The organism is Ramlibacter cellulosilyticus (assembly GCF_014297465.1).
In the GTDB taxonomy this organism is placed as follows: Bacteria; Pseudomonadota; Gammaproteobacteria; order Burkholderiales; family Burkholderiaceae_C; genus Ramlibacter; species Ramlibacter cellulosilyticus.
Genome location: NZ_JACORT010000001.1, coordinates 65,797 through 82,702, shown reverse-complemented (window position 1 = coordinate 82,702; position 16,906 = coordinate 65,797). Strand labels below are relative to the sequence as shown.

At 70.3% G+C, this 16,906-nt stretch carries 21 protein-coding genes and 1 pseudogene; 9 read left to right on the top strand and 13 right to left on the bottom strand.

What is annotated here, in order from left to right:
- Positions 1-5: 5 nt before the first annotated feature.
- Entirely contained in the window at positions 6-227 is a 222-nt protein-coding gene (locus tag H8N03_RS26110) for a hypothetical protein (protein ID WP_255428002.1), read from the bottom strand.
- Between H8N03_RS26110 and H8N03_RS00425 the strand changes: the two are divergent.
- Positions 139-750: pseudogene (locus H8N03_RS00425) on the top strand (acyl-CoA dehydrogenase family protein); the annotation flags it as partial. The gene H8N03_RS26110 and the pseudogene H8N03_RS00425 overlap by 89 nt on opposite strands.
- On the opposite strand, the gene H8N03_RS00420 reads toward H8N03_RS00425, so the two are convergent.
- Positions 739-1,821, bottom strand: coding sequence for a GAF domain-containing sensor histidine kinase (locus tag H8N03_RS00420; RefSeq protein ID WP_435531650.1), 1,083 nt, complete (start codon positions 1,819-1,821; stop codon positions 739-741). The pseudogene H8N03_RS00425 and the gene H8N03_RS00420 sit on opposite strands and share 12 nt — an antisense overlap.
- A 178-nt stretch (positions 1,822-1,999) precedes the next feature.
- Between H8N03_RS00420 and H8N03_RS00415 the strand changes: the two genes are divergently transcribed.
- On the top strand, positions 2,000-3,001 hold the full coding sequence (locus H8N03_RS00415) for an NAD(P)-dependent oxidoreductase (protein ID WP_255428001.1): 1,002 nt from the start codon (positions 2,000-2,002) through the stop codon (positions 2,999-3,001).
- On the opposite strand, the gene rarD is transcribed toward H8N03_RS00415, so the two are convergent.
- Positions 2,958-3,875: an EamA family transporter RarD gene (rarD, locus tag H8N03_RS00410; RefSeq protein ID WP_187074146.1), complete on the bottom strand. Its 918-nt coding sequence runs from the start codon at positions 3,873-3,875 to the stop codon at positions 2,958-2,960. The two genes, H8N03_RS00415 and rarD, sit on opposite strands and share 44 nt — an antisense overlap.
- A gap of 148 nt (positions 3,876-4,023) precedes the next feature.
- Here rarD and H8N03_RS00405 point away from each other — a divergent pair, with 148 nt between their 5' ends.
- Positions 4,024-4,239, top strand: coding sequence for a hypothetical protein (locus tag H8N03_RS00405; protein WP_187074145.1), 216 nt, complete (start codon positions 4,024-4,026; stop codon positions 4,237-4,239).
- Positions 4,240-4,275: 36 nt separating this feature from the next.
- On the opposite strand, the gene H8N03_RS00400 is transcribed toward H8N03_RS00405, so the two are convergent.
- Genes H8N03_RS00400 through H8N03_RS00380 form a run of 5 tightly spaced genes read right to left on the bottom strand, consistent with a single transcriptional unit; the run spans position 4,276 to position 9,633 of the window.
- Complete coding sequence (locus H8N03_RS00400) at positions 4,276-5,247, bottom strand: Bug family tripartite tricarboxylate transporter substrate binding protein (protein WP_187074144.1); 972 nt, start codon at positions 5,245-5,247, stop codon at positions 4,276-4,278.
- A gap of 25 nt (positions 5,248-5,272) precedes the next feature.
- Positions 5,273-6,820 carry a bifunctional 3-(3-hydroxy-phenyl)propionate/3-hydroxycinnamic acid hydroxylase gene (locus H8N03_RS00395; protein WP_187074143.1) on the bottom strand — a complete coding sequence of 516 codons (1,548 nt, stop codon included), beginning with the start codon at positions 6,818-6,820 and terminating at the stop codon, positions 5,273-5,275.
- Positions 6,817-7,683, bottom strand: a complete 867-nt coding sequence (locus tag H8N03_RS00390) for a fumarylacetoacetate hydrolase family protein (RefSeq protein WP_187074142.1) — start codon at positions 7,681-7,683, stop codon at positions 6,817-6,819. Before H8N03_RS00390 ends, H8N03_RS00395 begins: the two co-directional genes overlap by 4 nt.
- A gap of 19 nt (positions 7,684-7,702) precedes the next feature.
- The gene (locus tag H8N03_RS00385; protein ID WP_187074141.1) at positions 7,703-8,605 is read right to left on the bottom strand and encodes a VOC family protein; all 903 of its coding nucleotides are present in this window, start codon (positions 8,603-8,605) and stop codon (positions 7,703-7,705) included.
- Entirely contained in the window at positions 8,602-9,633 is a 1,032-nt protein-coding gene (locus H8N03_RS00380; protein ID WP_354005053.1) for an amidohydrolase family protein, read from the bottom strand. The genes H8N03_RS00385 and H8N03_RS00380 overlap by 4 nt, the downstream gene beginning before the upstream one ends.
- Positions 9,634-9,717: 84 nt before the next feature.
- On the opposite strand from H8N03_RS00380, the gene H8N03_RS00375 reads away from it, so the two are divergent.
- The 5 genes from H8N03_RS00375 (at position 9,718) to H8N03_RS00355 (ending at position 13,089) form a co-directional block, all read left to right on the top strand.
- Positions 9,718-10,644 (top strand): LysR family transcriptional regulator, encoded by a 927-nt coding sequence (locus H8N03_RS00375; protein ID WP_187074140.1) that lies wholly within the window; start codon positions 9,718-9,720, stop codon positions 10,642-10,644.
- A gap of 86 nt (positions 10,645-10,730) precedes the next feature.
- Entirely contained in the window at positions 10,731-11,234 is a 504-nt protein-coding gene (locus H8N03_RS00370; RefSeq protein WP_187074139.1) for a helix-turn-helix domain-containing protein, read from the top strand.
- Positions 11,235-11,275: 41 nt separating this feature from the next.
- Positions 11,276-11,875, top strand: coding sequence for a nucleotidyl transferase AbiEii/AbiGii toxin family protein (locus tag H8N03_RS00365; protein WP_354005052.1), 600 nt, complete (start codon positions 11,276-11,278; stop codon positions 11,873-11,875).
- A gap of 85 nt (positions 11,876-11,960) precedes the next feature.
- Entirely contained in the window at positions 11,961-12,320 is a 360-nt protein-coding gene (locus tag H8N03_RS00360) for a hypothetical protein (protein WP_187074137.1), read from the top strand.
- Between the two features lie 34 nt (positions 12,321-12,354).
- Positions 12,355-13,089: a class I SAM-dependent methyltransferase gene (locus tag H8N03_RS00355; protein WP_187074136.1), complete on the top strand. Its 735-nt coding sequence runs from the start codon at positions 12,355-12,357 to the stop codon at positions 13,087-13,089.
- A 7-nt stretch (positions 13,090-13,096) separates the two neighbouring features.
- Here the strand turns inward: H8N03_RS00355 and H8N03_RS00350 are convergent, their stop codons facing one another.
- The 5 genes from H8N03_RS00350 to H8N03_RS00330 all read right to left on the bottom strand — a co-directional run bounded on the left by H8N03_RS00350 (position 13,097) and on the right by H8N03_RS00330 (position 16,504).
- Complete coding sequence (locus H8N03_RS00350; protein WP_187074135.1) at positions 13,097-13,972, bottom strand: L,D-transpeptidase; 876 nt, start codon at positions 13,970-13,972, stop codon at positions 13,097-13,099.
- 112 nt (positions 13,973-14,084) lie between these two features.
- Complete coding sequence (locus tag H8N03_RS00345) at positions 14,085-14,735, bottom strand: hypothetical protein (protein ID WP_187074134.1); 651 nt, start codon at positions 14,733-14,735, stop codon at positions 14,085-14,087.
- A 42-nt stretch (positions 14,736-14,777) separates the two neighbouring features.
- On the bottom strand, positions 14,778-15,203 hold the full coding sequence (locus H8N03_RS00340) for a GlcG/HbpS family heme-binding protein (RefSeq protein WP_187074133.1): 426 nt from the start codon (positions 15,201-15,203) through the stop codon (positions 14,778-14,780).
- Between the two features lie 133 nt (positions 15,204-15,336).
- The gene (locus H8N03_RS00335) at positions 15,337-16,053 is read right to left on the bottom strand and encodes an ABC transporter substrate-binding protein (RefSeq protein WP_187074132.1); all 717 of its coding nucleotides are present in this window, start codon (positions 16,051-16,053) and stop codon (positions 15,337-15,339) included.
- 22 nt (positions 16,054-16,075) lie between these two features.
- Entirely contained in the window at positions 16,076-16,504 is a 429-nt protein-coding gene (locus H8N03_RS00330) for a hypothetical protein (RefSeq protein WP_222622780.1), read from the bottom strand.
- 121 nt (positions 16,505-16,625) lie between these two features.
- Between H8N03_RS00330 and H8N03_RS00325 the strand changes: the two genes are divergently transcribed.
- Complete coding sequence (locus H8N03_RS00325) at positions 16,626-16,904, top strand: hypothetical protein (RefSeq protein WP_187074131.1); 279 nt, start codon at positions 16,626-16,628, stop codon at positions 16,902-16,904.
- Positions 16,905-16,906: the final 2 nt, after the last annotated feature.

Here is a 16,906-nt window from a genome sequence, read left to right as displayed (position 1 = left end):
GACTGTCAAAACTCCTTTGACGGACTGTTCATGTCTGCTGTGATTGTCAACGGCGGCCGGCATGCGAACAATTGCGGCTCCTCCACAAGGAACGGCATGGCACTCGACGACGAAACCTTCCAGCTGCTGAAGGACAGCGTGCAGCGCTTCATCCAGGACCGGCTGGTGCCGGCGGAGGACCAGGTGGAGGAGCACGACGACGTGCCGCCGGAGATCGTCAGCGACATGAAGGATCTCGGCCTGTTCGGGATCTCCATTCCGGAGGAGTACGGCGGCATCGGCCTGTCGATGGCGCAGGAGTGCGAGGTGGCCTACGAACTGGGGCAGACCGCGCTCGCCTTTCGATCCGTGGTCGGCACCAACATCGGGATCGGCTCGCAAGGCATCCTCATGGACGGCACCGCTGCGCAAAAGCGCGAGTACCTTCCCCGCATTGCCAGCGGTGAGCTGGTGGTGTCGTTCGCCCTGACCGAACCCGACGCGGGGTCCGACGCAGCCTCCATCAAGACGCGTGGCGCCAGAGAGGGCAGCGACTACGTCCTGAACGGGACCAAGCGCTTCATCACGAACGCGCCACGGGCTGGCGCATTCACGCTGATGGCGCGCACCGAGGGCCCCGGCCCGGGCGGCATTACCGCGTTCATCGTTCCTGCCACCTTGCCGGGGCTGACGCTCGGCAAGCCCGATCGGAAGATGGGCGCACCCCGGCATCACTCGCGCAGCGTCCGAGGTCGCCGCTCACGCGTGCCGCGGGATGCGCACCGTGAACGTCAGCTCGCCGCGTTCGGCGCTGGCCGTCGCCGTGCCGCGGTGCGCCTTGGCAATCTCCGAGACGATGTAGAGGCCGAGGCCCATGCCCGAGCTCTTGCTGCTGGTCGCCGGACGGAAGTACGGCTTGAACAGCGCCGCGACCTCGGCTGCGGCCATCGGCGGTCCCGCGTTCGAGGAGGTCAGCTCGAAGGCCTGCGCGCTGGCCGTCGCCCGCACGGCGATCGGCTGGCCCGGCGTTCCGTGCGTGACGGCGTTGCCCAGCAGGTTGGCCGCGACCTGCACGATGCGGGCCGGGTCGCACCACACCGGGCCGTCCACGCGGCATTCGAACTCGATGCGCGCGTCCGGCCGCGCGGCACGCGTTTCATCGACGATGCGCGCCAGGCGCTGGCCGAGGTCCTCGCAATGCACCGGGCTCACCCGCATGCCCGTGCCCAGCTGGCCGCGAGCCAGGTCCATCAGGTCCTCCACGAGCTCGCCGATGCGGTCGAGGCTGCGCCGCATCAGCGGCGTCACGCGCGCCCCCTGGTCGGGTGCCCGCTCGATCACGGCGAGCCCGCCGGCGATGGCCTGCAACGGCGTGCGGATGTCGTGCCCCAGCGCGGCCACGAACTGCTCCCGGCGCCGGGCGGTGTCGGTCTCGTGCCGCAGGGCAGACTCGCTTGCGTGCAGTCGGTCCTGCGCATCGAGATGGAAGCCCACGAGGTCGGCAAACAGCCTGAACATGCCGCGGGCCTCGGCGGTCTCCACCCTGGCGGGCTTCGGGTCGATGGCGCACAAAGTCCCCCAGAACGAACGGTCGCCGCGGAAGATCGGTACGGAGATATAGCTGCGAAAGCCGTAGCGCGCCGGCGTGTGGTGCTCGCAGTACAGCGGGCTGGCAGGCACGTCGTCGATCACGACCGGCTGGTGGTGCTGGCGGATCTCGTTGCACAGCGTCGTCTCCAGCACCAGTTCGCCGCCGGGCTGGAGGCCGAAGCCGATCTCGTCGCGCGAGGCGCAGCACACCCATTGCGCGTCCGTGACCCGGGCGACGGCGGCGAAGCCCATGCCCGTCGTGCGGCAGATCACCTCCAGCATCTGCGGCACGGCAGCGACGCTCGCGATCGCCGCGAGGTCGGCCTCGATCGCCGCTGCCGGCGCGGCCCGCGTCAGGCCCTCCGCGGTCCCCTCGCCCGTTCCGGCGTCCTTGCTGTTTGACGTCATCCGGCCACTATAAGGTGCGCGTATGGCCGAGCTGCGCCGCGGCGGCTTCTCGGGCATGCTGCGCCCTGGCACCGCATTTCGAAGGGAGGCATCCATGGACATCGGCTTCGTCGGCTTGGGTGTGATGGGCGCCCCCATGGCCACCCACCTCGCGCAGGCCGGCCATCGTCTGACGCTGCTGGACGCGAACGCATCGGTCACGCGCAGCCTGGCCGAGAGGCTGGGCCATGCCGCGGTCGCCGCCACGACGCCGCGCGAAGTTGCCGCGCGCAGCGAGGTGGTCATCACCATGCTGCCCAACGGCCAGGTGGTGCAGCAGGTCGCCCTGGGCCAGGACGGCCTCGTGGAAGGCCTGCGCCGCGGCGCCATCCTGCTGGACACGTCCAGCTGCGAGCCCTGGCTGACCGAGCAGACCGGCGAGGCACTCGGAAAGCGCGGCGCGGCCATGGTCGACGCGCCGGTGTCCGGGGCCGCCTGGGGCGCACAAGAGGCCAAGCTCGTGTTCATGGTCGGCGGCGCAGACGACGACGTCGCGCGCATCCGCCCGCTCCTTGACGTGATGGGCCGTGCCGTGTTCCACCTGGGCGGCCTGGGCTGCGGGCACGCCATGAAGTGCATCAACAACTGCATCACGGCCGTCACGCTGGCCAACACCGCCGAAGGCCTCGTGGCCGGCAAGCGCTACGGGCTGGACCCGAAGGTGATGGTGGACGTGCTGAACGAATCCACCGGCGGTTCCTGGATCACCCAGACCCACTTCCACCAGCGGGTGTTCAGCCGCAGCTTCGACGATCCCTTCAAGCTGGAGCTGATGCTCAAGGACATGGGGATCGCCCTGGACCTGGCTCGCGAAACCGCCACGCCGGCGCCCCTCTGGGGCCTCGGCCAGCAGCTGTGGCGCATGGCCGACCACGCCGCCGGCCCCGGTGCCAGCGTGAGCGAGCTGGTGCGCTGGGTCGAGCGGCAGTCCGGCACCGAACTCACGCCCGGCCCTGCGCCTCGCCAGGGGTCGGGGAGCCATTGACGCCCGGGGGGCGCCGGCGCATCCAGACCAGGCTCTCCCCCGTGTAGACGACCAGCGCCAGCCAGATCAGCACGAAGCCCACCAGCCGCGGCCCGCCGAAGGGTTCGTGGAACAGCCACACGCCCAGCGCGAACTGGATGGTCGGGCCGATGTATTGCAGCACGCCGAGCGTGGTGAGCGGGATGCGGCGGGCGCCGGCGGCGAACAGCAGCAGCGGCAAGGCGGTGAGCGGGCCGCTCAACGCCAGCAGTGCCAGCAGGGAGGCGTCGCCGCCGGCAGTATTCGCGCCCTGCGACGCCCGCCAGGCCAGCAGGCCGGCCGCCAGCGGGGCGAGCAGCAGCGTCTCGAGTGCGAGACCTTCCAGCGCGCCGAGCGGCGCGGTCTTGCGCAGCAATCCGTAGATGCCGAAACTCGCAGCGAGCACGAGGCCGACCCACGGCAGCGAACCGGTGAAGACCGCCAGCCACAGCACGCCGGCCGCGGCAATGGCGAGGGCCACCCACTGCATGCGCCTGGGCCGCTCCTTCAGGACGAAATAGCCGAGCAGCACGTTGACCAGCGGCGTGATGAAGTAGCCCAGGCTGGACTCGACCACCAGTCCGTGCGTCACCGCCCAGACATACACCAGCCAGTTGACCGACAGCAGCAGCGCGCTGGAGGCAAAGATGCCCAGCGTCCGCGGCTGGCGGGCGATGTCACGCAGCCAGCCCCAGCGCCGCAGCACGGCAAGCAGCAGGAGCACGAACGCCAGCGACCACAGCGCGCGCTGCAGCACGATCTCGAACGGCGCGACGGCCGCCACGAGATGGAAGTACAGCGGGAGCAGGCCCCAGATCGCATAGGCGAGGCCTGCCTGGAGGACACCGGACGACATGGCGGCGATTGTGGCAGTGGCTGCCGCCGCATTCCGGCGACGCGCAAGCCCGGCAGCGGATCACGCCACGGATCCGCGGCGGCCTACAGGGCGTCGCCGGCGGCCAGGCCGACACTGCGGGCACCGCCGACCCGGCAAGGAGACTTCGATGAGCACCGAAACCGTCGCCAACGTGGCCCACCTCCGATCGCAGCTCACGGCGATCAGCAGGAATGCCGAACGCGCGTTCGAGCGCGCCTTCGACCTCCAGCAGGCCGGCGCCCCCGCCGAACGGGTCGAGGCGGCCCTGGCCGAGACGAGCCGGCTGCAGGAGAGCGCCCGCCGCTTGCGCGAGCAGCTGGGCGAGCAGCCCGTGCTGCACTGAGACTTTCCGTCGCCGCGGGCGCGGAGGCCGGCGCCGTTACTCCGGCTGGATCCCCAGCGTTTTCACCATCTTCGCCCACCGCTCGCGCTCGCCGCGCATGAAGCCGTCGAACTCGGGGACCGACATCTTCGGTTCGGCGATCGAGCCGAGCGCCAGCAGGCGTTGCGCGACTTCGGGCTGCTTCAGCACCGACTCGATGTCCCGGTTCACGCGTGCCACCACGTCGGCGGGCGTGCCGGCGGGGGCGAACACGCCGTTCCAGCCGGCGTATTCGAAGCCGGGGAAGGTCTCCGACAGGCTGGGCACGTTCGGCAGCTCGGTGGAGCGCTGCGTCGTGCTGATGGCCAGCGGGCGCACCTGGCCGCCCTTGATGTAGGCGGTGAGCGCCGCGTCCGGCAGGCACACCAGTTGCACGCGGCCGCCGATCACGTCCTGCAGCGCGTCCGGCGCCTTGGTGTACGGCACGTGATTGAGCTTCACGCCGCCCAGGTTCGCCACCGTGTCGGCCAGCATCCCGGAGAAGGTCTTCGGGCCCTCGGTGGCGATGCTGATGCCGCCCGGCTGCGCCTTCGCCTTGGCGAGCGCTTCCGCGAGGTCCTTCACCGGGAAGTTCGCGCCCGCGGCGATCACGAACGGGCTGCGGCCCACCAGGCGCACCGGCACGAAGTCCTTCACCGGGTCGTAGGGCAGCGACTTGAAGGTGTACGCGTTGGTCACCATCGCCGCCGTCGTCGCGTAATAGAAGGTGTAGCCATCGGCCGGCGAGCGCGCGGCGGCCTGCGCGCCGATCACGTTCTGCCCGCCCGGCTTGTTCTCGATCACGACCGGCTGCTTCCACGTGCGCGAGAGCTGCTCGCCCAGGTAGCGCGCGAGGATGTCGGGACCGGAGCCCGCGGGCTGCGACAGGATCAGCTTCACCGGCCGCTCGGGCCAGGTGCCTTGCGCGCGCGCGGCGAGCGGGAACAGCGAGGCCGCGGCGGCGGCACGGACGAAGTCTCTGCGTTGCATGGTGTGTCTCCTTTGGTCTCGGTGTTCAGGCCGTGGCGGTTTCGCGTTGCGGGGCGGGCGCGGGCCAGCGCTGGCGCCACTCGGCCAGCAGCTCCTGCGTGTCGACGCGGCCCAGCCCCGTGCCGTACACGTAGTGGTCGGGGCGCACCAGCGCCGCGTCGCAGCCGTGCTTCTGCATCCAGCGGGCCACGACGCCTTCCGTTTCGGGTGTACGTTGCAGCGCGACGACCGCGATGCCTTGCGGCACGTCGGCCGGTGCATCCGCGCCGGCAGCGAGCACCAGCCGCCAGCCGCCGCCCACCGCGTGGTCCATCAGCGCGCCCGACGCGGCGAGCCGCGGCTGCGGGAACAGCGTGCCGCGTCCGGTCGTGTCGCGAGGCGCGAGGCAACCGCCTTCGAGGCGCGGCAGGATGTCCTGGCGCGGCGTGTCCTTGACCACGCCGCCGCAGTCCGCGAGCAGCTTCGCGTCGCGAGCGCGGGCCTGGGCCTCGTCGCGCACGCAGATGACGGCGCCCACGCCCTTGATGCGGCTCGTGAGCTCGCGCACGTGCGCCTTGCGTTCGGTGCCGTAGCTATCGAGCAGCGATTCGGCCGCGGCGCCCTGCACCTCGCCCTTCAACACTGCAGCAAGCTTCCACGACAGGTTGGCCACGTCGCGGATGCCCTGGCACATGCCCTGGCCCAGGAAGGGCGGCTGCATGTGCGCGGCATCGCCCGCGAGGAACACGCGGCCTTCGCGCCAGCGCGCGGCGACAAGCGCGTGGAAGCGGTAGCTGGCCTGGCGCCACAGCTCGCCGTCGTCCGGCGTGAGCCAGCGCGAGAGCAGCTTCCAGGTCTGCTCCGGCGTCGCGGCCTGCTTCGGATCTTCGCCGGGCTTGAGCGAGATCTCCCAACGCCGGTGGTTCTTCGGGCCGATCACCAATGTGCACGGGCGCTCGGGCTCGCAGTACTGCACGCTCACCTTGGGCAGCTTCGCGAGTCCGCGCTCGTTGACCAGCACGTCCACCACCAGCCAGGGTTCGTCGAAGTCCAGGTCTTCCAGCGGCAGGTCGAGCTGCATGCGGACGAAGCTGGAGCCGCCGTCGCAGGCGATGACATACTTCGCGCGCACGGCATGCTGCACGCCGTCGGCGCCGCGCACCTGCAGCGTCGCGCCCTGCGCATCCTGCTGCACGCCGGTGGCTTCGGCGCCGAGCTCCACGCGGACGTTCGGCAGGCGCTGCACGCGCTCGCGCAAGGCGCGTTCCACCGGCGGCTGCGAGAACACGAGCGAGGGCGTGTACCCCTGGGGGAAAGGCGGCGCCACCATCGTCATGCGGCGGATCATCTGCCCGTCGACGCCGTAGAACTCCGAAGGCGTGAAGGCCTCCGTGTACGGCTGGATCGCATCGATCACGCCCAGCTGCTGGAACACGCGCATGATCTCGTGGTCCAGGGAGATCGCGCGGGGGATCTCGTACACGCCCACCTGCCGGTCGCAGGCATAGACCTGCAGCCCCGCCTGCCCCAGCAGCCCCGCGGCCACCACGCCGCTCGGGCCGAAGCCGACGATCGCGACGTCGACCTGCTTCATTGCGGTTCCGCGACGATGGGGTTGGACAGGGCGCCGACCTTCTCGATGTCGATCACGATGGTGTCGCCCGCCTTCATCCACACGGGCGGCGTGCGCGCCTGGCCGACGCCGGCGGGCGTGCCCATCACGATCACGTCGCCCGGTTCCAGCGTGAGCACGTCGGCGAGCAGCGCGATGGTTTCGGCGACGCTGAAGATCATGTCGCTGGTGTTCGCGTCCTGCATCACCTGCCCGTTCAGCAGCGAGCGGATGCGCAGGCCCGTGGCCCCAGGCGCGAGTTCGTCGGCGGTCACCAGGTGCGGGCCGAAGCCGCCGGTGCGGTCGAAGTTCTTGCCGATGGTCCACTGCGGCGTGCGCTTCTGGTAGTCGCGCACGCTCATGTCGTTGAAGCAGGCGTAGCCGAAGACGTACTGCAGCGCGTCGGCTTCCTTCACGTGGCGCGGCACCGTCTTGCCGATCACGACCGCGAGTTCGGCCTCGTAGTCGAACTTCGTGGACACCTGCGGTGCCCAGCCCGCCTCGCCATGCGCGACCAGCGAGGACGCGGCACGGAAGAAGAACCACGGATAGTCCGGCTTCTCGCGCCCGCCTTCCTTGGCGTGGTCGTAGTAGTTGAGGCCGAGGCAGACGATCTTGCCGGGCTCGGGCACCAGCGGCGCGAGCTTCGCCTTCGCGAGCGGCTGGCGCCTGGCGTCGGCCTTCAGCGCCGCGGCACCCGCGGCCTGCAGGTCCACGCCGGCCTTGAGCGCGGCGCGCAGGTCGGCGGGCGTCTTCGCGTTGGCGTCGTTCAGGTCGACGAGGTCGTTGCCGTCCACGAGCGCCAGGCGCGGCGCGCCGTCGCGCAGGTAGGTGGTGAACTTCATGGTGGGTCTCTCCGGGGGATCAGGGGTTGGGGGCGAAGAAGACGCGCTTCTGCGCCTCCTTCAAGGTGGCGGACGGCGGGGCCGAGATGCCCCACTGGTCGACGCGGCCGGCGGGCCACTTCCAGTCCTCCGGGCCGCGGGCCACATACGTCTCGTCGACCTGCTCCACTTCGGCCGTGTACTCGATGACGATGCCGAAGGGATCGATGAAGTAGTTGAAGAGGTTGTTGCCCGGGCCGTGCCGACCTGGTCCCCACTGGATGGGGAAACCGGCGTCGCGCATCCGGCCGCCGCCGCGCATCACCGATTCGAAATCCGGCATCAGGAAGGCGATGTGGTTCAGCGCGTCGTTGTCGGAGATGCCCAGCGCGATCGTGTGGTGGTCGCGGTCGCAGTTCATGAAGGCCATGATCCCGGTACGGTCCGCCAGGCGGAAGCCGAGGGCCTCGGACAGGAACTTCTGCGACGCGTCCACGTCGTGCGTGTTCAGCACCACGTGCGTGAGGCGGATCGGGCGGTCCTTCACCGGCGCGCCCTCCTCGCGGCGTGCATCGCCGTGCACCACCTGGAAGGTGCGGCCGTGCGGGTCCTGGAACTTCAGGCCGATGCCGCCGGCGGGGTTGCGCGTGAGCTCGTGCGCTTCGGCCAGGAGCTTGCCGCCGGCGCGCAGCACGTTCTCGCGTACCGCGTCCAGCGCTTCTCGGCTGCGCGCACGCAGCGTCACCTGCCGGATCTGCGGCGACGGGCCGCCCTGGTGCAGGGCGAGCAGGTGGTGGTCGGTACCGCTGCCGCGCAGGAACAGCTCGCCGTCGCCGCGGTGCGCCACCTCCAGGTGCCAGGTCCGGGTGTAGAACTCTTCCGCCTTCGCGAGGTCGGGCACGTACAGCGCCACGCTGCGCAGGCCTTCGATCCAGGGGCTCATGTGCTTTCCTTCTGCCGCGCCAGGAAGCGCTCGGCGTTGCGGTGGACCAGCATGGCGGTGGTGTCCGCGTCGAAGCCGGCGGCCCCGATGCGCTGCACCGGCGTGCGGTCGTGGAAGTTGAAGGGGTAGTCGGTGCCGACCAGCAGCTGCGTGGGGCCAAAGGTGCCGGCCAGGTAGCGCAGCGCGTTGGTGTCGAACACCAGCGTGTCGTAGAAAAGCTTGCGCGCCTGTTCGAGCGGCGCCTCCTCGACCTGCTCCTTCAGCGCCGGAAACACGCCCCAGCCCTGTTGCAGGCGGGGCAGCAGCAGGCCCAGCGTGCCGCCGCCGTGGCTGAAGGCGATGCGCAGCTTCGGCCGGCGCACCAGCAGGTTGCTCGTGATCACGGACGCGGCGGCGAGCCCCACGTCGCCGGGATAGGCCAGCACCTGCTGCAGCGCGGGCGGGCCGACCAGGCGGTCCATGCCCGCCGGGCGGATCGCATGCACGAAGACGCAGGCACCCAGCGCCTCGCAGGCTTCGAAGAAGGGATCGAAGCGCGGGTCGCCGATGGGTGCCCCGTTGATGTTGCTGCCGACCTCCACGCCCGGGAAGCCGAGGACCTTCACCACGTAGTCCAGTTCGCGGATGGCGAGGTCCAGGTCCTGCAGCGGCACGGCGCCGAGGCCGGCGAGCGCGCCGCCGCTCTCCGCCACCATGCCCGCAATCTGGTCGTTGAGGAAGCGCAGGAGCTGCTGCGCGTCGGCAGGCTGCATCCAGTACGACAGCAGCTCCGGCATCGGCGACACGACCTGCAGCGACAAGCCCATGCCCGGCAGGTCCGCGATGCGCCCGGCCGTGTCCCAGCACTTGTCGGAAACCGCGCGGTACACCTTGCCGGAGATCATCACGTTGCGATGGCAGGCCTGCGCGGCCGCCATGGACGGCCAGTCGCCCGGCGCCTTGCTGCCGATGTACGCGGGGAAGTCTTCCGGCACCACGTGGGCATGCGTGTCGATGCCGCAAGCGCAACCGGACGGATGTTTGTGCACGCTCAATGTCTGTCTCCGCTGCGCATGGTAGGGACGCGGGCCATATTCGAACAGCCGATGCCGTGGATACATAGAATCCATGCCATGGATATCCGCGCCGTCGACCTGAACCTGCTGGTGGTGTTCGACGCCATGGCCCGCCACCGCAGCGTGAACCGCACGGCGGAGGCGATCGGCCTCAGCCAGCCGGCGACCAGCGCCGCCCTCGCGCGCCTGCGGACGCTGTTCGACGACGCGCTGTTCGTGCGCGCCGGCGCGCAGATGGAACCCACGCCGCGCGCGCTGGAGCTCGCGCCGGCCGTGCGCCGCGTGGTCGAGGCGATCCAGTCCGAGATCCTGCAGCCGGCGGGCTTCGATCCCGCGACGGCGCGCCGCAGCTTCACCCTCCTCACGCCCGACATCGGCGAAGTCGCCTTCCTGCCCGGCGTGCTGCGCCGGCTGCGGCAGGAAGCCCCGCAGGTGACGCTGCATGCGGTGTCGCGGCCCCGAACCGCAGCCGCGGCGGCACTCGAAGGCGGCGAAGCGGATCTCGCGGTGGGCTTCTTCCCGGACCTGCAGAAGGCCGGCTATTTCCAGCAGGCGCTGTTCAAGACCTCGTATGCCTGCATCACCTGCGCGCGCAACGACGCGGTCGGCACGCGCCTCACGCTCAAGCAGTACCTGGCGGCCCGCCACGTGGTCGTGCGTCCCGACGGCCGCGAACACCTGCTGGACCGCGTGCTGGAAGACAAGGGCTGGCAGCGCCACGTGACGCTGGAGCTGTCGCACTTCATGAGCCTGCTGTCGCTGCTGCCCGGCACCGACCTCGTCGCCACCGTCCCCGACGACATCGCCACCGTGGTAGGTCGCCACGTCCCCCTGAAGCGCATCGCGCTGCCCTTCCGCGCCCCGCAGATCCAGGTGCAGCAGTACTGGCACCGGCGCATGCAGGACGATGCGGCGAACCGGTGGCTGCGGGGAGTGTTCTACGAGGTGAACCGGAGGGATTCGGGGGCGGGGTTGCCGGCGTGAGCGGCGACAGGGGGTTGGCGAAAATTTTAGGTCCTCAAATGTCGAATATATTTGACACGAGCGCGGAACCGGACTAGCCTGCGCCCATGCCGCTGCTCACCGAACTCGGCGCCGCCGTGCGCCGCCGCAGGCAGGAGATGGGGCTCAGCCAGCAGCAGCTGGCCGGGCTGGCGGAGCTCTCGCGGGCGACGATCACGGATCTCGAAAACGGCAAGCTCAAGGACTTGAGCACGAAGCGCATCGAGCGGCTCGCCAACGAACTGGGTTTCGCGGTCGGCCTCGTCGGCACGCGCCGTGCCACGGACAGCAGCGCGCTCGAGACGGCAGCGCGCGTCGCAAGCGTGCCGTACGCAACGCAAGTCCCGGCGGACGTGCTGGCCGAGTCACTCAAGGAAGGCGTCGTTTCCCCAGGCTACATCCCGCACCTGCGCAACCTGCTGGAGGAAGCCCCTGTCGGCCTGCTGGCGAACCTTGCCGACGAATTGCACCGCGCCCACGATATTCCGGACGCGGATACGTGGAAGCGGATGCGCATGCTGGCCAGCGTCCTGAAATGCCAGCGCCGCCTATGGCAAGACCTGTCGACCTGACGAAGCCTGGCCCTTGGGCGCCATTGTTCGCGTCGGCACTGGTGCTTACGGACCATCTGGCCACCGTCCTGGAGCGGCCGATGTGGACCTTCGGCGGAGGCACCGTGCTCATGCTGCGGCTGGACCATCGCCAGAGCCGGGACATCGACCTGTTCGTGCCGGATCCGCAGTACCTCGGACACGTCACGCCGCGCCTGTCCGACGTGGCCGCGGAACTCACGACCGAGTACGTCGAAGCCGCCGAGTACGTCAAGCTGCTCCTGCCATCGGGAGAGATCGACGTTGTGGTGGGTGGGCCGCTCACGGACGACCCGTGGGAACTGGTCGCGCATCGCCAGCGAAACATCCGCGTGGAGAAGAACGCGGAGATCATCGCGAAGAAGATGTACTACCGCGGCGGGCAGGCGAAGGCACGAGACCTCTTCGACCTCTGCGCGGTCGCCGACCTGGATCCGGAGGCGATCGCGGCCGCGGCCCCGTTCTTCCGTCGCCAGGGGAGCGCGTTCATCGCCCAGCTCAAGGCGAATGCGCCCTTCGTGGAAGAGGAGTTCGCGCAACTGCGTCGCATTGCCTACAAACGGCCGTTCGAGGAATGCCTCACGCTCGCGGAATCCATTGTGGAGGCCGCCCTCCGCCGCTGACGAAAGGCATCCTCCGTCCGGGCGATGGCAGTGCGCGCCGCGCTTTCCTACCCTGAGGCCCTCGCCCACCTCGCAGGAAACCACCATGCGCCACCTCGCCCTGCTCCTTCCCCTTCTCGCCGCGGCCCCGGCCATCGCCCAGCAGCCGTTCCCGCCGGACGCGACCGTGCCGCCGGCCGCTGCCGTGCAGCAGCATCTCACCGACAGGAACTTCGAGGCCAAGGTCGCCAACGGCAACGTCTGGCGCCTCGACTACAAGTCCAACGGCTACTTCTACATCACCGTCGGCGCGTACACCGACAGCGGCAAGTGGAAGACCGAGGACGGGCGCCTGTGCCACGCACCGCAGAAGTCCAACGGCGGCTGCAACGACGTGCGCCTCTCGGGCGGCACGCTCTTCATGCAGCGCGACAACGGCGAAGTGATCCGGCTCGTGCCCCGCTAGCCCGTTGCAGGCCATCGTGCGCTAGCCTCGCACGATGGACATCGTCATCACCGAATCCGAAGGACTGCGCCTCCTGCAGTTCGGCACGCACTGGTGCCAGGGGGCGATGCGCATCGATGCCCCCGACCGGCTGGAGCTGGAATACGCGGTGCGCATGTCGGCCTGGCTGCTCTTCCACGACCCGGCCAGCCTGCCAGGCAAGCACCTCGTGACGCTCGGCCTCGGCGCGGCGTCGCTGACGAAGTTCGCCTGGCGCGTGCTGCGCATGCAGGCGACCGCGGTGGAGATCGACGAGCGCGTCATCGCCGCATGCCGTTCGCACTTCCTGCTGCCGCCGGACGGCGACGGCCTGCAGGTGGTGCACGCCGACGCGGCGGACTACATCGTGCAGCCGCAGCTGCGCGGCAGCATCGACGTTCTCCAGGCCGATGCCTACGACGCGTCGGTGGACCGTCCGGCGCTCGACTCCGAAGCCTTCTACCTCGCGTGCCGCGCCGCGCTGCGCGAGGGCGGCACGCTGGCCGTCAACCTGGTCGGCGGCGGGGTCGACGTGCGCGCGAGCGTCGCTCGCATCCGGCAGGCCCTGCAGCCGCCCACCCTCTGGCAGTTCCCCCCGACGGAGGCGGGCAACGTGGTCGTGATCGCGCACTGCGGCGAGCAGCCGTCGGAAGGCATGCTGGCCACGCGGGCCGAGACCATCGAGCGCACGTGGGACCTTCCGGCCTCCACGTGGCGCGCCATGGCGAGGCGTTCCCCCGCGCAGCCCTGATCCGGGCTCAGGACTTCGCGGACTTCTTCGCCGCGTCGCCCCCGTCCTTCGCCACGGCGGTGGCCTTGCCGGCCGCCGGCACGTCGTACGACCCGAACATCTGCTGCGGTGTGCGCGTCTCCGGCAGCACGTACACGTACGCGCCCTGCTTCAGCACGGTGGGGCGCAGCACCTTGTTGTAGAAGGACGGCGGCACGTTGACGCAGCCGTTCGAGATGCGGTTGTCGTCGGGCGTCTCGCTCGCCATGCGGTCCGCACGTTTCTCGCTCGCCGACACGCTGTGCATGCGGTGCATGGAGACTGCGGCGTTGTAGTCGATCCAGATGATGTCGTCGCCGCGCATGTTCTTGCCGGGGAGCGCGAGGAAGCGGCCCGCGGGCGTCGTCTTCTCGCTCTCCTTCAGCTGCGCCAGCGGCTTGTTGCCGACGCCGGGCGCCGAGGTGTCGCCCACTGCCTTGCCGAGGAGCACCTGCGAGTTGCCCTTCAGCTTGCCCGAGCGGTCGAACACGTACATGCGGGCCTGCTTCTTGTCGATGACGACGAAGCCCCGGCCGCCGGGATTGCGCGTATAGGAAGCCCAGTTCGCAATGTGCACGACTTCGGGGGATGCCGTCGTGCCGCCGAAATCGGCGAGCGGCCCCGGCTTCTGTTCGCGCGCCTTCGCCGTGGCCTTGCCCGGTGCCTTCGCCGTGGTCTTGCCCTTGGGCTTCACGGCCTTCTTCTTCGCCTTGGCGACCTGGGTGGCAGAGCTTCCCTGCTTGTGTGCCGGTTCGGGCGCGGCGAGGGCCGAGCCCAGGACCAGTGCCGCGCACAGGCCGATGCATCCGCGCAGCAGCGGCCCGACGCGGGACGGCTGCGGGACATGGGCGGGATCGTGCGGCATGGACTTCCTCCGGTGATGTGCTGTCGTCCGGCCAGCGTACGCAACGCGGCGCGGCAACCGGTGCGCCGCCGGCCGAAGCGCGTGTAGGAAAGCCGAGCAGCCGCCCGCCGGTTCAAGGCTGGCGCAGCAAGGCCTTGGCGGCCTCGATGCGCAGCGCGAGCGGCACGGAAGCGTCGTTCATCACGGAGAGAAGGAAGGCGCGCGGGTCTTCGGACGGGTCGCGCGCGACGGCGGCGGAAGCCTGCGCGGGCGCCGCCTGCACCGGCTGGAGTTCCTGCAGCGCACGCGCAAGGTCAGCCGCCGGGATGCACCGCAACCGCGACAGCAGGTCCGCCTGCGCGTCCTCGCTCGGTTGCAGGTCGATGTAGGTCTCTTCGGCGAACAGCGCCGCGAGGTCCGGCGCGACGAACGCGGACCAGCGCCCCGGCGCCAGTTCGCGCGGCGGCGGCTCGCCGGCCGGCGCGATGCGCACGCGCGCGGGCGGCACCTGGGCCAGGTAGCGGCCGCGCAAGGCCTCCACGAACGCACGTGCGCGCGCGGCATCGACGGACGGGTCGAAGGCGAACCACAGCTGGTACCCCGCGTCGCCGGCGACCGCGATGCCCGGCGCCGGCAGTCCCAGGTCCGCCTGCACGCCTTTCCAGGCGGCGGACAGCGCGTCCCACGCTGCCGCGCCCGCGAGCGAGAGCACGCAGGCAGGCGCGCTGCCGTCGGCAGCAGCCGTGAAACCGAGGCGGGAGAGTTCGGAGGCGAGGCGATGCACGGGCGGGACTTTACTCCGGGCGCCGGCGCTGCTGCCGTCGTGTCAGCCGTGCTGGAGGCCGGCGGCCTGCACACCCGCGATGCAGATGGCTTCGTCTTCGTCGCCGGTTCCGCCGCTCGCGCCGACGGCCCCGAGCAACTTGCCTTGCGCGTCCTTGATCACGACGGCGCCGGTCTGCGGCAGGAACTTGCCGTCGGCGGTGGCCGCCAGCGAGACGAAGAAGTTCGGGTTGCCCTTGGCGCGTTCGGCCAGCGTGCGGCTGGACACGCCCATGCCGACGGCGCCCCAGGCCTTGGCGCGTGCGACGTCGAAACGGAACATGCTGGCGCCGTCCTCGCTGGCGAAGGCCTTGAGGTTGCCGGACGCGTCGAGCACGGCGATGCCCATGGGCTGGTAGCCGCTTTCCTTCGACTTCGCGAGGGCGGCGGTGATGATCTGGCTGGCTTGTTGCAGGGTGAGCTGGGTCATGGAGGGATTGTGGGGGCTGGGATTGCTGGGGTGCGCTTCGCGCAACCCAGCCTACAACGCTACGAGGCACTTCGCGACGTTCGTACTCCGCGGTAGGCTGGGTCGCGCGAAGCGCACCCCAGCAATGTCACCCTCACGCCGGCGCCACGGACGCGCCCTCGATCCCGTGCCGCTTCAGCGCCTCCGCCACGAAGCCGCTCGCCTTCATCTCCTCGACGAACGCGGCCAACGCCGCGGCCGCCTCCGCGCCGCGACTCCGCGGACACCCCATCGCCTGCCGGATCACCATGAAGCGCCCCGGCAGCAGCCGCATGCCGCCGATCCGCTTCGCATCCATGTCCAGCTGCTGCTTCACGCCCGCGGCCACTTCGGCCCCGGTGTCCACGAAGTGCTGCACCACCGCCGGCGACGACGGCGCATGCACGATCTGCGCGTTCTTCAGTTCGCGCGAGAGGTAGAGGTCGTAGGCGCTGCCCTTGCCCACCACCACGCGCTGGCCCGCGCGGTCCACTTCCTCGTTGGCCTGCAGCGGCGACGCGTCGCGCACCAGGTAGCAGCCTTCGATCAGCACGTAGGGCGGCGTGAAGGCGATGTGCTCGCCGCGCTTGGGGTCGATCGCGAAGAAGCCGATGTCCGCCTGCTCGCCGGCCACGGCGTCGACGGACTTGCCGGCCGTGTCGAACACCACGAGCTCCAGCGGCACGCCGATGCGCTCGGCGAACGCGCGCGCGAGATCCACGGACACGCCCTTCGCTTCGCCGGTCGCCGCGTCCTTGCCCGCGAGGATGGGATTGCCGAGGTTGATGGAGGCGCGCAGGCGCCCGTGGGGCGTGAAAGCGTTCGGGTTCATGGCCCGCGACCTTAACGCAAGTTCAGAACAGCGCGGGCGTGAGCTGCACCGGCACCGGCGGGTCCACCGGCTCCCAGCCACGCCTGGCGATCACGTCGTTGCTCTCCACCGCCTTGCGGTTGGGGCCGAGCGACCACGTGACGTGGTACTTGCTGCCGTCGGGGCGCTCCGTGCTGCCGTCGACCTGCACCACCATCGCTTCCACGCCGCGGCCGTCGTCGCTGCGGCCGACGATCACGCCCGTGGCCGGCGGCGGCAGCGCGCTCTTCGCGTCCACGTACGCCTTCAGCGTCACGTGGTCGGCGACGACGTTGCCGTAGCGGGCGGGAAAGCGCGCGAGCAGGGTGTCGCGCTCTTCGCGGTCGAGCTTCCATCCGATGACGCGCCGCCCGGGCGGCGCCCGGTGGTAGGCCTGGGCCGCCGTGAGGACGGAGGGATCTTGCTGGGCCATGCGAACCTTTCTTGGAGGGACTATAGGGCGTGGCGCCCCGTCCGACGCGCGAAGCGCCGCCGCTCCTGCACCGTCGCGCTTCGCCGGTGGGGAAGCTGTGCTTCACACCTTGGGGGATGCCATGGCCTCGAACACCAGCCAGTCCGCGCAGGCAATGCCGGCCGAAGCCGTCACCGAAGCGGAAAAGGAAGACGGCTGCCACGACAAGTCGGCGCCGCAGGAGCCGCTGCCGCCGCGCGCCGGCCGCACGGGCGGCCTGGGTGCGCGGGCGGAACGCCCCTCCGAAGGCAGCCGCCGCAAGTCGGACGAGAAGGACAAGGACAAGGACAAGGGCTCGTCGGGACGCGGCGCGAAGGCGCCCAGCGCGAACGGCTCCGCGGCGGGCGGCGAGCGCCCCTAGCC

Coding starts and splice junctions, on each gene's coding strand:
- H8N03_RS26110 (WP_255428002.1), bottom strand. CDS start 227: ATGTCGCTGACGATCTCCGGCGGCACGTCGTCGTGCTCCTCCACCTGG.
- H8N03_RS00420 (WP_435531650.1), bottom strand. CDS start 1,821: ATGGGCTTCGCCGCCGTCGCCCGGGTCACGGACGCGCAATGGGTGTGC.
- H8N03_RS00415 (WP_255428001.1), top strand. CDS start 2,000: ATGGCCGAGCTGCGCCGCGGCGGCTTCTCGGGCATGCTGCGCCCTGGC.
- rarD (WP_187074146.1), bottom strand. CDS start 3,875: ATGTCGTCCGGTGTCCTCCAGGCAGGCCTCGCCTATGCGATCTGGGGC.
- H8N03_RS00405 (WP_187074145.1), top strand. CDS start 4,024: ATGAGCACCGAAACCGTCGCCAACGTGGCCCACCTCCGATCGCAGCTC.
- H8N03_RS00400 (WP_187074144.1), bottom strand. CDS start 5,247: ATGCAACGCAGAGACTTCGTCCGTGCCGCCGCCGCGGCCTCGCTGTTC.
- H8N03_RS00395 (WP_187074143.1), bottom strand. CDS start 6,820: ATGAAGCAGGTCGACGTCGCGATCGTCGGCTTCGGCCCGAGCGGCGTG.
- H8N03_RS00390 (WP_187074142.1), bottom strand. CDS start 7,683: ATGAAGTTCACCACCTACCTGCGCGACGGCGCGCCGCGCCTGGCGCTC.
- H8N03_RS00385 (WP_187074141.1), bottom strand. CDS start 8,605: ATGAGCCCCTGGATCGAAGGCCTGCGCAGCGTGGCGCTGTACGTGCCC.
- H8N03_RS00375 (WP_187074140.1), top strand. CDS start 9,718: ATGGATATCCGCGCCGTCGACCTGAACCTGCTGGTGGTGTTCGACGCC.
- H8N03_RS00370 (WP_187074139.1), top strand. CDS start 10,731: ATGCCGCTGCTCACCGAACTCGGCGCCGCCGTGCGCCGCCGCAGGCAG.
- H8N03_RS00360 (WP_187074137.1), top strand. CDS start 11,961: ATGCGCCACCTCGCCCTGCTCCTTCCCCTTCTCGCCGCGGCCCCGGCC.
- H8N03_RS00355 (WP_187074136.1), top strand. CDS start 12,355: ATGGACATCGTCATCACCGAATCCGAAGGACTGCGCCTCCTGCAGTTC.
- H8N03_RS00350 (WP_187074135.1), bottom strand. CDS start 13,972: ATGCCGCACGATCCCGCCCATGTCCCGCAGCCGTCCCGCGTCGGGCCG.
- H8N03_RS00340 (WP_187074133.1), bottom strand. CDS start 15,203: ATGACCCAGCTCACCCTGCAACAAGCCAGCCAGATCATCACCGCCGCC.
- H8N03_RS00335 (WP_187074132.1), bottom strand. CDS start 16,053: ATGAACCCGAACGCTTTCACGCCCCACGGGCGCCTGCGCGCCTCCATC.
- H8N03_RS00330 (WP_222622780.1), bottom strand. CDS start 16,504: ATGGCCCAGCAAGATCCCTCCGTCCTCACGGCGGCCCAGGCCTACCAC.
- H8N03_RS00325 (WP_187074131.1), top strand. CDS start 16,626: ATGGCCTCGAACACCAGCCAGTCCGCGCAGGCAATGCCGGCCGAAGCC.